The sequence below is a fragment of the Halomonas meridiana genome, from assembly GCF_009846525.1.
Taxonomy (GTDB): Bacteria; Pseudomonadota; Gammaproteobacteria; order Pseudomonadales; family Halomonadaceae; genus Vreelandella.
Window position 1 is genome coordinate 1501393 of the sequence record NZ_CP024621.1, and the last position, 13591, is coordinate 1514983.

Here is a 13591-nt window from a genome sequence, read left to right on the forward strand (position 1 = left end):
TTACCACTCGGCGATTGAGCCGTCTTCATGGGTCCACACGGGGTTGCGCCAGCGGTGTCCGGTTTTGGCCCGCTCTTCAACAAAGGCTTCATCGATTTCCACGCCTAACCCGGGGCCTTGGGGAATGGCACAAAAGCCGTCTTCAATGGCTAACGCCGTTTTATCCACTAGGTAGTCCAGTACATCGTTGCCCTGGTTGTAGTGGATCCCCATGCTTTGTTCCTGGATAAAGGCGTTATGGCTCACCGCATCCAACTGCAGAGAGGCGGCTAAGGTAAGAGGGCCCAGCGGGCAGTGGGGGGCTAGGGCAACGTCGTAAGAAGAGGCGAGCGCCGCAATTTTTAGCCCTTCGCTAATACCGCCGCAGTGGGAAATGTCGGGTTGCACGATATCGATCATGCCGTCTGCCAGCAGGTCGCGGAACTGAAAGCGGGTGTGCAAGCGCTCGCCGGTGGCTAGCGGGTAGCCAAGGCCTCCGGCGATATCTTTTAAGCAGGGCAGATGTTCGGGAGCCACGGGCTCTTCAACAAACATGGGGTGAAACGGCTCCAGTTCGCGTAGCAGCGCTTTCGCCATTGGCCGATGTACGCGGCCATGAAAGTCGATGCCGATTCCCACGTCGGGCCCTACCGCGTCCCGCGCTTCTGCTACTCGGGCGACCGCTTCATCCACTTTGCGGTGGGAGTCGACGATTTGCAGCTCGGGCGTGCCGTTCATTTTGAAAGCGGTGAACCCTTTCTCCACCAGGGCGTTAGCACCCGCGCCCACATCGCTTGGGCGGTCGCCCCCTGTCCAGGCGTACATCCGCATCTTATCGCGCACGGCACCGCCCAAGAGTTGATGGACGGGCACGCCCAGATCGCGACCTTTTAAATCCCATAGCGCTTGGTCGATCCCTGCTATGGCGCTCATTAGAATCGGGCCGCCGCGGTAGAATCCCGCGCGATACATGGTGTTCCATAGGTGCTCGATCCGGTGAGGGTCTTGACCAATCAAGTAGTCGGCCAGCTCGTGCACGGCGGCTTCTACCGTGGCGGCACGCCCTTCAATGACCGGCTCGCCCCAGCCGTAGCACCCTTCATCGGTTTCGATTTTGAGGAAAAGCCAGCGGGGCGGCACTTGCCAGGTTTTTAAACGGGTAATTTTCATCGATCTTCTACCTTTGCTAGCAGATAAGTGATTAATGAGTGAAGGAAGGTTCGTTGACGATGCCTAAATCGATTGCCGTCCGGCGCAGGACTTCTTTGGCCGCCGCCGCCGCGGCTTCCGGGTCGCGATGAACGATGCCGTCTAAAACGGCCTGGTGCCTCGCTAAGCTGTCATCAAGCGTGCTGGTTTGGTGTTGGGAGCCGTGAACCAACGCCATGATCGAGGGGCGTAACAGGTGCCCCATTTGCCGCCATACAAGGTTGTGGCTAGCGCTGTAGGTGGCATCGTGGAACATCACGTCGTATTCCGCGTGCTGATGGCGGTCCGCCGGGTCCGTTGCCGTTCGTTTCATGCCTTCAAAAGCGGCTCGCAAACGATCAAGGTCTTCTTCACTGGCGGCTAGTGCCGCTAAACTGGCCACGACCGGCTCCGCCGAAAAACGAAAGGCGTAAATGGCGCGGATCAGCTCGGGATCAAGGTTGGTGATCCCGGTCATCCATTCGCTCATTAGCGGGTCAAGCAAGTGCCAATCGCTCATTTGTCGAATTTGCGTTCCTCTGCCTGCCGTACGCTCTATAAGCCCGGCGGCCGTTAAGCTGGCTAAGGCGTTGCGGACTTGATTACGGCTGACGCCAAAGTGGTTGCTGATATCCATCTCTTTGGGGAACAGCTCGCCTGGCTGCCATGTACCCGCCAGCAGCGCTCTGGCCAGCAGGCGCGCTAGATGGATGGCGCCGCCGGAGTGAGGCGGTAAAGCATTCAGCGACATGCAGGACTCTCTTTGAATTAAGTTGAAAAAAGTCTATTAAATGTCTGACATTTTAACAAGTCAGCCAATAGTCGCCTGTGCGGCTATTGGATGAAGGCTTAAAAGCAAGCATCGTGATACGCTAACTTAAACGATTAAGTTAAGGTTTAAGCATGACGTTAGCGGATTTTGAGCCCCAGCGCCCGGTGGTGCATTTTGCCCCGCCGATGGGGTGGATGAACGACCCCAATGGGCTGGTGTTTTTCGAGGGCGAGTACCATCTGTTTTATCAGTTCCACCCGTTCAGCACCGTTTGGGGGCCAATGCATTGGGGGCATGCGGTTAGCCGTGACCTTTGCCATTGGCAGCACTTGCCCATCGCGTTGGAACCCAACGAAGAGGGTGCCTGCTTTTCGGGTAGCGCCGTGGTGGATGAGCACGATGACACGGGGCTGTTTGACGGCCAGCCGGGGCTCCTGGCGTTTTACACCTGCCACCGGGTGCTCTCTGATGACCCGGAGGATTACCAGCAGTCCCAGTGCTTGGCGTATAGCCGCGATAAGGGCCGTACCTGGCAGCGTTACGAGGGGAATCCGGTTCTGCCGCCGCCTGGGTTTAAAGATTTCCGCGACCCTAAAGTGGTTTGGCATGGCCCTAGCCAGCGCTGGGTAATGGCGCTGGCCTGTGGGCAGGAGATTCACTTCTATACCTCCCATAACCTGCTGGAGTGGCAGTTTGCTAGCGCCTTTGGCGAAGGCGAGGGCGCGCATACCCAGCACCCCTGGGAGTGTCCGGATCTGTTTGAGCTGCCGGTGGACGGCGCTGGGCCGGATGAGCCCGCCACGCGCTGGGTGCTGGTGGTAGGCATTGGCGCCACGCCGGATAACCCATTTGGCTCGTTCACCCAGTACTTTATCGGCGAGTTTGACGGCCAGCGCTTCACCAATGATAACGCTTCTGACGCCGTGCTGATGATGGACGAAGGGCGGGATTTTTACGCGGTGCAGAGCTGGTCGAATACCCCCGGGCGGCAGCTTGCGCTGGCGTGGTTGAACAACTGGCAGTACGCCAATCATGCCCCCGAAACGGGCTGGCGGGGCACCATGAGCCTGCCGCGAGAACTGACGCTGCGTGCGACTTCTCGTGGGGTGCGGTTACATCAGCATTTTGCTCGCGAAGCAGCTCAAGCGCTCAGCGCCCCTCGCCGCCTATCGCCTCGCTCGCTGCAAACGGCAGGGGAGCACTGCATTGCGTTGCCCGATGGGGAGGCCATTCATGGTCAACTGACGCTGGTGCTCACGGCAGGTACGAAGCTGGCGCTATCACTACAGCAGGGCTATCAGCAGCGGCTCTGGCTGACCGCAGGTGAATCAACAACGTCGCTACACTATGAGCGTCAAGGGAGTAACGGTCAGGCCGCCTTTGATGAGCACTTTGCCTGTGACCACTCGGCGGGCAGCGTCGATGGGTTAACGGTGATGGTGAGGTGGTGGTGTGACCACGGCACGCTGGAAATGCTGGTGGAAGGAGCCACTGAGCAGCGCTACATCACCCAGGTGAGCTTTGTCGATCATCGCCGTCAACCGGTTACGTTGGAAGTCGTCAGGGGGCGGGTGGATGTGGCGGAAGGGGTGACCCAAAGCGTCGCCGAGTAGCGAACTCGACGACGCTGAGCGCTAGCCTGCCGAACTGCGCAGGGCTTCAATATCAGCGTGGGTGGGCAGTGCGGCATACGCGCCGGGGCGGGTGACCGCGTGGGCGCCGCAGCGGCAGGCAATGTCCACCGCGCGGGTGAGAAACGCGCTGTCCTGGTGCCAGCTCTCGCTAATGCCGTAATTGGAAAGCTCTGCCAGCAATCCGCCAATGAAGGCATCGCCACCGGCGGTGGTGTCCACTGCCGTGACGCTGGGCGGGTTCACGGTTTGGTCAATGCCGATGCCTTTGAGCACGACATCGTTGGGGCCATCGGTGACGACCACCACTTTGACCCCTGCGGCCATGCGCTCGGCGAGCCACGCCTCTTTGGGGTGGTCGCCGCGCAGGTAGTCCAGCTCTTCGAGAGATACTTTCACCAGTTCGGCACTGTCGATCAGCTCGGTGACCAGCCAAGTATCCGCAGCGCCCTCTGCCCATAGGTTGTGGCGCAGGTTGGCATCCACGCTCACAAGGCAGCCTGCACGCTTGGCCATGGCGGCAATGGCGAGAGTGGTTTCGGCAATCTCGGGGTCGGTCAGGCTATTGCTACACAGGTGCACAATGGCGGGCTGTTCGAACACGCCGTGGGGCAGATGCTCCAGGCGGTAGAGCAGGTCCGCCGCCGGTGGGCGGTAGAAGTCGAAGGTGCGCTCGCCGCTGCTGTCGCGAGAGACAAACGCCAGCGCCGTGCGGGCCTCTTTGGTGAGCACCACGCCCTGGGTATCTACACCGTGGCTTTTCAGCTCACGAATTAGAAAGTGCCCAAAGGTATCATCACCCACCATCCCCAAAAACTGGCTGAGCACGTTCAGCCGCGCGCAGGCCACCGCCACGTTGGCGGGCGCGCCGCCAGCGTAGGGGGTAAAGGTTTCCGGCCCTGTGTTATCGCCCAAGCGGCTCGAGAGCATATCAATCAAGGCTTCACCGAAAGCAATCACCGGCGTCATAGGTCGTTCCTTGTCATTATTAGCATTCATGTTGAGTGGGTGGCGAGCCTAAGCGACGCAGTGGCCGCGGGCGGCCTCCAGCAGTTCATACCAGGCTTCTCTGGGCAGCGTTTCCGGGCCGTTCAGCATGTCGGCAATACGCTCCGGTTTCACGCTGCCCACCACCGGTGCCGGGCGGCCGGGTAGGGTGCGCAGCCATGCCAGCGCTAGTGCGCCGGGCGTGCTGTTTAGCTCGCCTGCTAAACGGTTCAATACGCGGCTCACTTCACCCTGCATCAGTTGGCCGCCCGCCAGCGGAGACCACGCCATGGGCGCATGGTCATCGGCACCCAGGTCATCAAAGCTGCCGTCAAACAGCGGCGAGCTATGGGTAATAGAGAGTTCGATCTGGTTGGCCTGAAGCGGGTGGTGCATATGGCGTTGCAGCCTGCGCCACTGGCTGGGCAGATGGTTGGAAATACCCGCCGCACCAATTTTGCCCGCCTCGATGGCATCATCCAGCGCGCGACCCGTGGCAGCGGCATCCATCAGCAGGTCCGGGCGGTGAATCAGAAAGTGGTCCAGGCGCTCGACGCCCAAACGGCCCAGCGCATCGTCAATGGCGCGGCCTAAGTACTCCGGACTGGCATTGTAGTGCTTTACCTTGCCGGAACCCGGTGCCGGATTGTCGTTGGCGATGCTGGCTTTGGTCACCACATTCAGCCGCTTAGCCAGTGCCGGGCGGGCGCGCAGCGCTTGGCCAAACAGCGTTTCACATGCTCCGTTGCCGTAAATGTCGGCATGGTCGAACCAGTGCAAACCCTGTTCTAAGCGAGCTTCGATCCAATCGGCCAAGCGGCTCGCTTGGTGCATCTCTTGCGCTTCATGCAGGCGCATCATGCCGAGTACAAACGGCACGTCGAACGTAACAGCAGCCATGGCGTTTCCCATCAATTAAAAGACTTCTTCGTTATGCAGCGCTTCGGCGGCACCCAGCAGGCCGGTCCATGGGTGAGTCACAATCCACACCGGGATGTCGGCGTTGTACGCGCCCATGCGCCCTTTATTAACAAAGCTTGCGCGCAGTTCGCACTTAGGCAGCCAGTCCAGCAGGCGGGGCAGAATCCCGCCGCAGAGGTAGACGCCGCCGCGGGCGCCCATGGTCAGGGTGGCATCGCCGCACACGTCACCGAGTATTTTCAAAAAGCGCAGCAGGGTAGCCGTTGCCAGGGCATCGCCCTGGTTAGCCGCTTGGGTCACGTCAGCGGGGGTCTCGCAGCGCGGCGCTTGGCCTTCCAGGGTGCAGTGGGCTTGGTACAGCTCTAACAGCCCCTGGCCGCAAAGGATGCGCTCCACACTGACCCGCTGGTGGCGCTGTAAGAACACGTCCAGCAGCGCGCGTTCGGTGGTGTCGGTGGGCGCAAAGGTAACGTGGCCGCCCTCAGTCGGCAGCGGAATCCAGGCATGCTGGCCGGGGAACACCCCAGCCACGCCTAGCCCCGTACCGGGGCCGATGACCAAGCGGGTCGAGTGCGACTGGGCTTCCCCAGGCTGCACTTCCACCAGATTATCTTCCCCCACATGAGGAACGCCCAGTGCTTGGGCGGTGAAGTCATTGATGACTTTAAACAGCGACAGATTCAGCGCCTGCTGAACGTCGCTTTTCATAAAGTCCCAATGGTTGTTGGTCATCTTTACCCGCTCGGCGTGCACCGGGCAGGCGAACGCCAAGCAAGCTTCTTTGGGCGCGTTGTCGCCGGTTGCGCCCACCCGTGCGAGATAGTCCTGAATCGCTTCGATCACGCCGGGGTAATCGGCGCAGGGTAGGTTAAGAATGTCGTGGGGCGTGACCTCGCCCGGCGTGACCAACGCCAGGCGAGCATTCGTGCCGCCAATGTCCCCGATTAATGCCGGTCGCATCAGGCGTCCTCTTGAAAAATCTGACCTTCTTGACGAGCGAGATCGTCGGCTTCGAAGCCGCCCAGGGAACCTGCACCCTCTTCGCCGCGCATGGCGAGGTGGCGGAAGCCAGAGAACAGCTCGCGGCCCAGGCCCACATGGTAGTGGTCTAGATTGGCAACGACGAGTTCGCGCTCGGCCCAGGTGGCGGCGTCTACTTTGGCTTCCAACGTGCCGGCGTTGGCATCCAGGCGTACCACGTCACCATCGCGCAGCTTGGCCAGCGGGCCGCCGTCCAGCGCTTCCGGGCTCATGTGGATGGAGGCGGGCACTTTGCCCGATGCGCCAGACATGCGGCCATCGGTGACGAGGGCAACCTTGAAGCCACGGTCCTGAAGCACGCCCAGGAACGGCGTCAGTTTGTGCAGCTCGGGCATGCCGTTGGCTTTGGGGCCTTGGAAGCGAACCACCACAATCACGTCGCGGTCTAGGTCGCCAGACTCGAAGGCCGCTTTCATTTCGTTCTGATCTTCGAAGATCTTCACCGGCGCTTCTACCACGCGGTGCTCTTCGGCTACCGCCGAGACCTTGATCACGCCGCGGCCCAGGTTGCCTTTCATCACGGTCAGGCCGCCGGTGGGGGCGAAGGGTGTAGCGACCGGGCGCAGCACTTCTTCGTCCAGGCTCTTTTCCGGGCCTTCGCGCCATACCACTTTGCCATCTTCCAGGAAGGGCTCTTGGGTGTAAGCGGTCAGGTCGGTGCCAAACACGGTAGGAATATCGCCATGGAGCAGGCCCGCGCCTAGCAGTTCGCGGAACAGGTAGCTCATGCCGCCCGCTGCCTGGAAGTGGTTGATGTCTGCCTGGCCGTTGGGGTACACCTTCATCAGGCTGGGGGTGACCGCTGATAGGTCGGTGAAGTCATCCCAGTTCAGCGTAATGCCCGCCGCTGCCGCCATGGCAATCAGGTGCATGGTGTGGTTGGTGGAACCGCCGGAGGCCAGCAGACCGACCACGGCGTTGACGATGGCACGCTCGTCGATCTGCTTGTAGAACGGACGGTACTCGCCGCCGGGTTCGGTGTTACGAATGGCCTGTTCAGTGGCGTAGCGGGTCAGCGCTTCGCGCATCTCGGTGCCAGGATTGACGAACGAGGTGCCCGGCAGGTGCAGGCCCATCACTTCCATCATTAGCTGGTTGGAGTTAGCGGTGCCGTAGAAGGTGCAGGTGCCGGGGCTGTGGTAAGAGTCGGACTCCGCCTGCAGTAGCTCCTCGCGCCCCACTTTGCCTTCGGCGTAGAGCTGGCGAATGCGCGCTTTTTCTTTGTTCGGCAGGCCGCTGGGCATCGGGCCTGCGGGTACGAACATGGCGGGCAGGTGACCAAAGCGCGCCGCGCCGATGAACAGGCCAGGGACAATTTTATCGCACACGCCGAGGTAAAGCGCGGCATCGAACATGTTGTGCGATAGGCCCACGGCGGTGGCCATGGCAATCACATCGCGGGAGAACAGCGAGAGTTCCATGCCCGGCTGGCCTTGGGTCACGCCATCGCACATGGCGGGTACGCCACCGGCAAACTGCGCGGTAGAACCCATGGCGCGGGCGGCCGCTTTAATGGTTTCCGGGAAGGTTTCAAACGGCTGGTGGGCCGAGAGCATGTCGTTGTACGAAGAAATAATCCCTAGGTTGGCGCTGTTCATCAGCTTCAGGGAGTCTTTCTCCTGGGCGCTACAGGCAGCAAAGCCGTGGGCCAGGTTGCCGCAGGAGAGCTCGGCACGATGCACGCCACGCTTGTGCTGGTCGGCCATGCGGCGCTCGTAGAGAGCGCGGCGCTCGGCAGAGCGTTCACGAATGCGTTGGGTAACCTTAGCAACCGTAGGATTGAGTGTGGCGGGTGTTGAACCAGGCATAGAGACCTCTGCATGTGTAGAGACGGTGAATCCAGATTTGTAGTTATTTTACATCTTATGGCGTCGATATAAGAGACTTTACGGCAATAAAAACGCTATTTATAGCTTAAGTTGTAGTTTTATTACCCGAAAGGATGAGCCGGATGATCCCAGCGTCCAGCCCATGATAGCCAAAAAGCGCTCATGGGCCGAACGCGCCTGCTCAGGAGTCGACCTCGTCGCTGCTGATATGGAACAGCATCGCATACAGGGTGGGCACGGCAATCAGCGTCAGCAGCGAGGCAAACGCCAGGCCGCCCATGATGGTCACCGCCATGCTGTTGAAGAAGGCGTCGGCCAAAAGCGGTAGCATGCCGAGGATGGTGGTACCAGCGGCCAGGAAGACCGGCCGCAAGCGGCTGATGCTGGCGTCCACCAGAGCAGAAAAGCGCGCCTTGCCCTCCTTGATCTGCCCATCGATCTCGTCCACCAGCACGATGGCGTTTTTCATCAGCATGCCCGACAGGCTGAGCATGCCCAGCAGGGCGGTAAACGAGAAGGGCAGGCCGGTCACCAGCAGGCCAATCACCACGCCACACACCGACATGGGCACCACCAGCCAGATGATCAGCGGCTGCTTGAGCTTGCCAAACAGCAAAATCGAGGTCAGCAGCATCACCAGCAGGCTGATGGGCAACTGCTGGGCCAGCGCCTCCTGGGCATCGCCGGAATCCTCGTGTTCACCTCCCCAGCTCAGCTGGTAGCCCGGTGGCAGCGTCATGGCCTCGATCTCTTCGCGAATGCCGCCGAAGGCCTGGGCGGCGGTATAGCCCTCGGCGGGGTCGGCCCCGACGGTCAACGTGCGCACCCGGTTGCGGCGTTGAATCAGCGCTTCCTCGCTATCGGTATCGAAGGAGGAGACCACCTGGCTGATGGGCACGAAGCGCTGCTGCGCGGCGCTCCACACGTTGCGGTTTTCCAGCAGCGCCACATCGTCCCGTTCGGCCGCCGGGGGGCGGGCGACGATGGGCAGCAGGTGCTCGCCTTCACGGTAGGTGCCTGCCCGAATGCCCGACGAGGCAAACTGCAGGGTCTGGGTGATGTCTTCACGACTGACCCCGGCAATGCGTGCGCGCTCCTCGTTGATGCGCGGGCGCACTACCAGCTCCTGCTGGCGCCAGTCGGTGCGCTGGTCGATCAGGTAGGGGCTGTCGGCCATGATGCGCTGGGCCTGGTCGGCCAGCGAGCGCAGCACTTCCGGGGAGGGCCCCTGAAAGCGCGCTTCGATGCCCGCGCCATCGCCCGGGCCAAATTGCAGCCGCTGGGTGCGTACCTGCGCGCTGGGAAACGCTTCGTTCAGCTCTCGGTAGAAGCGCTGGTCCAGCGCGGGAATGGCATCCAGGTCTTCGGTGCGCACGATGAACTGGGCATAGGCGGTGTTGGGCTGCTCCGGGGCGTAGGTGAGCATGAAGCGGGTAGCGCCCTGGCCGATGAAGCTGGCCACCGATACCACGTCCTCCTGCTCCAGGATATACGCCTCGATATCGGCGGCGTAGTCGGCGGTCGAGCGAATGTCGGTGCCCTGGGGTAGCTCCACATTGACGAAGAACAGCGGCGTGTTGGAGTCCGGAAAGAACGACTGGGGAATCAGGCTGAAGGCCCACAGGCACACGGCGGTGATCAGCACCAGCGCGCTGACGGTGATGATGCGCATGCCCAGCGCCAGCAGCAGCACCCGGCGATAGGCGCGATAGAGCAGGCCGCCGTACAGCTCGCGCTTGCTGGGCTCGTCCTCCTCCTCCTCGTTTTCGTGCTGGCGCTCGCCTGCTTTCTGCTCGTCAGCGGGCTGGTCCTCGTCGTCGCCTTTCTGGCGCAGCAGGTAGTAGCCAAACAGCGGGGTGACGGTGATCGCCAGCAGCCAGCTCAGCATCAGGGACACCAGAATGACCATGAACAGCGAGTAGAGAAATTCGCCGGTGACATCGTCCGACAGGCCAATACCGGCAAAGGCCATGATGCCGATCACCGTGGCGCCCAGTAGCGGCAGCTGGGCACGCTTGGCGGCGCTGCCTGCAGCCTCCTTGGCGCGCTGGCCGCGCTTGATGTTGGTGACCATGCCTTCGGCGACCACGATGGCGTTATCCACCAGCATGCCCATGGCGATGATCAGCGCCCCCAGCGAGATACGCTCCATCTCGATGTTTAACAGCCCCATGAACAGCAGGGTGCCCAGCACGGTGAGCAGCAGGGTACTGCCGACCACCACGCCGATGCGCCAGCCCATGGCCAGGCACAGCACCCCGATCACGATGGCCACCGACATGGCCAGGTTGAGCAGGAAGTCGTTGATGGCATCGTTGACCACATGGTGCTGTTCGTAGAGAGGATGTAGCTCTACGCCCAGCGGCAGGCGGCTTTTCAGCTCTTCCATGCGGGCTTCGACGGCTTCGCCCACTTCGATGATGTTGTCGTTGGCGGCGCCCGCAATGCCGAGCGTGAAGGCATCCTCGCCGTTATAGCGAATCAGCTGGTTGGGCTGGTCGCTGGGCTCGCGGTAGACGGTGGCGATATCCATCAGCGACACCTGTTCGGTGGTGCCGGGGCGGCCGATGCGGATGGCTTCGATCAGCGCGGTGCTGTCGATGTCGCTACGCGCCACCAGCCGCACCTGGCGTTCCCCTACCCGCAGGCTGCCCGCGTTTTCCACGGCGTTTTCGGTCTGGATGGTGTTGATGACCTGATTGATGGGAATGCCCAGGGTGGTCAGGCGCTCGTTGGAGATGTCGATGTAGATGGTCTCTTCCCGCTCGCCTGCGGTGGTCACCCTGGCCACGCCGGGTACTGCCAGCAGCTCGCGCTGAAGAAACGTCGAAATGTCGCGGATCTCCCGCGTGGTGAGCCCATCGGCCGTGACCGCATAGAAAAGGCCGTACACTTCACCGAAATCGTCGTTGACCTGGGAGCCCAGCACCCCCTCGGGCAGGTCGCCCTGGGCATCGTTGATCTTGTTGCGCAGCTCATCCCAGATTTGCGGCAGTTCGTGGCTGCTGTAGCTGGAGTGGACTTCCACCTGGATTTCCGAGCGCCCAGGTAGCGACTTCGACTTGATGACGTCGATCTGCTCCATCTCCTGGATGGCGCGCTCCAGACGTTCGGTGACCTCCTCTTCCACTTCCACGGCGGTGGCGCCGGGGTAGGGCGTATTGATGATGGCGTTGGGGATGGTGAAGGCGGGGTCTTCGAGTTTGCCCACCGTATTGAATCCCCAGATACCGCCCAACAGGCAGATCACCACGATCAGCCAGGTATTGAGAGGCCGTTCGATGGACAGCTTGGCGATGTTCATGGCGGCTCCTAGAGGGCGTTATCCAGCGGTTTGACGCGCATGCCGTCGCGCAGCAGGTGTACCCCGGCCGCCGCAATCGACTCGCCAGGCTGAACGCCTGCCACCAGCATCACGGCGTCGTCGCTCAGCTCACCCACGGTGACCTCCCGGGGCGATACCGTGCCCTCGTCGGGGTCGTAGACCCACACGCGAAAATCACCGCTCTCGGTGGTGTCCAGGGCGCTGGCTGGAATCATCATCACCCCGGACACCAGCCGCTCGGCGGGTTCGATGAACACGGTGGCCGTGGTGCCGGGCAGCGCCACCAGGTGCTCGCCTTGGGCGGGCGCGAACTCCACCTGATAGGTCTGGGCGACCTCGTCGGGCTCGGTGATGTGTTCGCGGTACTCCAGCGCAATGCGCTCGCCGGGCAGCGTGGCGATCTCGGCTTCGGCGTTGAAACCGTGTTCGCCATCGAGATGCTGCATCAGCGCTTCGGGCACGTTGATGCGAATGCGCAGCTCCGAGATGTCCTGAATACGGACGACTTCGGCATTGGGCGGCAGCGTGGTGTGGTTTTCCACCAGGCGGCGGGCAATCAGCGCATCAAAGGGCGCGTACAATGAGGTGTAGGCCAGCTCCTGGCGGGCGCTCTCCAGCTGGGTAGCGGCCAGCTCGGCATCAGTGCGGGCCGCTTCCAGCACCGAGGCGGAGACGGCGTTATGGCGATACAGATTTTCCTGCCGCTGCAGATGCTGGCGGGCCTGGGACAATTCCGCCTCTGCGGCGCGCACCTGCAGAGCGTAATCGGTTTGATCGAGCTGGGCGATCAGCTCGCCTTTGGCCAGCGTGGTGCCCTGTACGGCTGGAAAGGTGGTCAGGCGGCCGCCCACCTGAAAGGCCAGATTGACGGTGCTCACGGCATCGACGCGACCCACAAAACGACGGCCCGAAAAGGCCTGCTGCTGGCCAGTCTCAAACAGTTTGACCACCTGAGCCGGAGGCTCGGGGGGCTCTTCGGCGTCTCTGCAACCTGCCAATAACGTCACGCATGCCAGCAACCCGGCCAGAGTGGGTAGCCACTTCCCCTTGCGGATGAACCTCATTCAATGCCTCCCTGCAAGTCAATGGGGGATCACGGTGGTGTGATGTATCCCCTGTTTCGTCGCTCAAGCAGCAGGTGGAAACTCTGCGCGGGGCCCTGGGCACGCTGGTGGGCATGTCCCCCGATGAGCTGCTGACCACCCTGGACACCGGCACGTCGCGGCTGGACGACCTGGCCCAGCCGGTGGGCATACCTGCCGTGATGCCGTCGGCGATGCTCCAGCGCAGGCCCGACATTCGCTCGGCAGAAGCGGCGCTGATCGCGGCCACCGCCCAGATCGGCGTGGCCGAGGCCAACCGCCTGCCGTCGCTCAATCTCAGCTCCTTTTTGGGCACTACGGCCGCCAGCACCAGTGATCTGTTCAGCGATGTGGCCCGCACCTGGGGCGTCGGGGCCTCGGTGATGGGGCCGCTGTTCGACTTCGGCCGTAGCCAGTCCGGGGTGGAAAGCGCCGAAGCGCTGGCCGAACAGGCCGAAGCGCAGTATCGCCTGACCGTGCTGACCGCCTTCAACGAAGTGCGCGATGCGCTCTACAGCTACGACTTCAGCGAGCGACGGCTAGCCGCCGTCGACGAACAGCTGGAGGCCGTTGCCCGCACCCGGGAGCTGGCCGTGCTGATGTACGACCAGGGGCAGGTGAGCCAGCTGGAGCGCCTGGACGCCGAACGCAACCTGCTCTCGGCCCGTTTGGCCCAGGCCGATGCGCGCCGTGAACAGCTGGCGGCCACGGCGACGCTGTTCAAGGCGCTGGGCGGTGGCTGGCAGGAAACCCCCGTTTACTGATTGCCGGTAAGGTAACCACAGCCCGGGCGGCTCCGCTGGCCGCCCGCATCTGTTACCATGCTGCGCTTGCGA

Annotated in this window: 10 protein-coding genes; 2 read left to right on the forward strand and 8 right to left on the reverse strand. The window is 62.1% G+C overall.

Translation table 11 applies throughout. The features are described 5' to 3' along the window. Both dgoD and CTT34_RS07290 read right to left on the reverse strand, forming a co-directional pair. Nucleotides 1–1149 carry a galactonate dehydratase gene (gene dgoD, locus CTT34_RS07285; RefSeq protein WP_159341838.1) on the reverse strand — a complete coding sequence of 383 codons (1149 nt, stop codon included), beginning with the start codon at nucleotides 1147–1149 and terminating at the stop codon, nucleotides 1–3. Nucleotides 1150–1180: 31 nt separating this feature from the next. Further along, nucleotides 1181–1918 carry a FadR/GntR family transcriptional regulator gene (locus tag CTT34_RS07290; protein ID WP_159341839.1) on the reverse strand — a complete coding sequence of 246 codons (738 nt, stop codon included), beginning with the start codon at nucleotides 1916–1918 and terminating at the stop codon, nucleotides 1181–1183. A 152-nt stretch (nucleotides 1919–2070) separates the two neighbouring features. Here CTT34_RS07290 and CTT34_RS07295 point away from each other — a divergent pair, with 152 nt between their 5' ends. After that, a complete protein-coding gene (locus CTT34_RS07295; protein ID WP_159341840.1) occupies nucleotides 2071–3552 on the forward strand; it encodes a glycoside hydrolase family 32 protein in 1482 nt (493 codons plus the stop codon). Nucleotides 3553–3573: 21 nt separating this feature from the next. Here CTT34_RS07295 and CTT34_RS07300 read toward each other — a convergent pair whose 3' ends face one another. The 6 genes from CTT34_RS07300 to CTT34_RS07325 all read right to left on the reverse strand — a co-directional run bounded on the left by CTT34_RS07300 (nucleotide 3574) and on the right by CTT34_RS07325 (nucleotide 12737). After that, complete coding sequence (locus tag CTT34_RS07300; protein WP_159341841.1) at nucleotides 3574–4539, reverse strand: carbohydrate kinase family protein; 966 nt, start codon at nucleotides 4537–4539, stop codon at nucleotides 3574–3576. Between the two features lie 48 nt (nucleotides 4540–4587). Continuing rightward, the gene (locus CTT34_RS07305; protein ID WP_159341842.1) at nucleotides 4588–5457 is read right to left on the reverse strand and encodes an aldo/keto reductase; all 870 of its coding nucleotides are present in this window, start codon (nucleotides 5455–5457) and stop codon (nucleotides 4588–4590) included. A gap of 15 nt (nucleotides 5458–5472) precedes the next feature. Continuing rightward, nucleotides 5473–6438: a glucokinase gene (gene glk / locus CTT34_RS07310; protein WP_159341843.1), complete on the reverse strand. Its 966-nt coding sequence runs from the start codon at nucleotides 6436–6438 to the stop codon at nucleotides 5473–5475. Continuing rightward, complete coding sequence (gene edd / locus CTT34_RS07315) at nucleotides 6438–8327, reverse strand: phosphogluconate dehydratase (RefSeq protein WP_159341844.1); 1890 nt, start codon at nucleotides 8325–8327, stop codon at nucleotides 6438–6440. The genes glk and edd overlap by 1 nt, the downstream gene beginning before the upstream one ends. Before the next feature lie 202 nt (nucleotides 8328–8529). Then, the gene (locus CTT34_RS07320; protein WP_159341845.1) at nucleotides 8530–11652 is read right to left on the reverse strand and encodes an efflux RND transporter permease subunit; all 3123 of its coding nucleotides are present in this window, start codon (nucleotides 11650–11652) and stop codon (nucleotides 8530–8532) included. A gap of 8 nt (nucleotides 11653–11660) precedes the next feature. Then, nucleotides 11661–12737 (reverse strand): efflux RND transporter periplasmic adaptor subunit, encoded by a 1077-nt coding sequence (locus CTT34_RS07325; protein ID WP_052509936.1) that lies wholly within the window; start codon nucleotides 12735–12737, stop codon nucleotides 11661–11663. 74 nt (nucleotides 12738–12811) lie between these two features. Between CTT34_RS07325 and CTT34_RS07330 the strand changes: the two genes are divergently transcribed. Further along, nucleotides 12812–13519, forward strand: coding sequence for a TolC family protein (locus CTT34_RS07330; RefSeq protein WP_254436467.1), 708 nt, complete (start codon nucleotides 12812–12814; stop codon nucleotides 13517–13519). Nucleotides 13520–13591 lie beyond the last annotated feature (72 nt).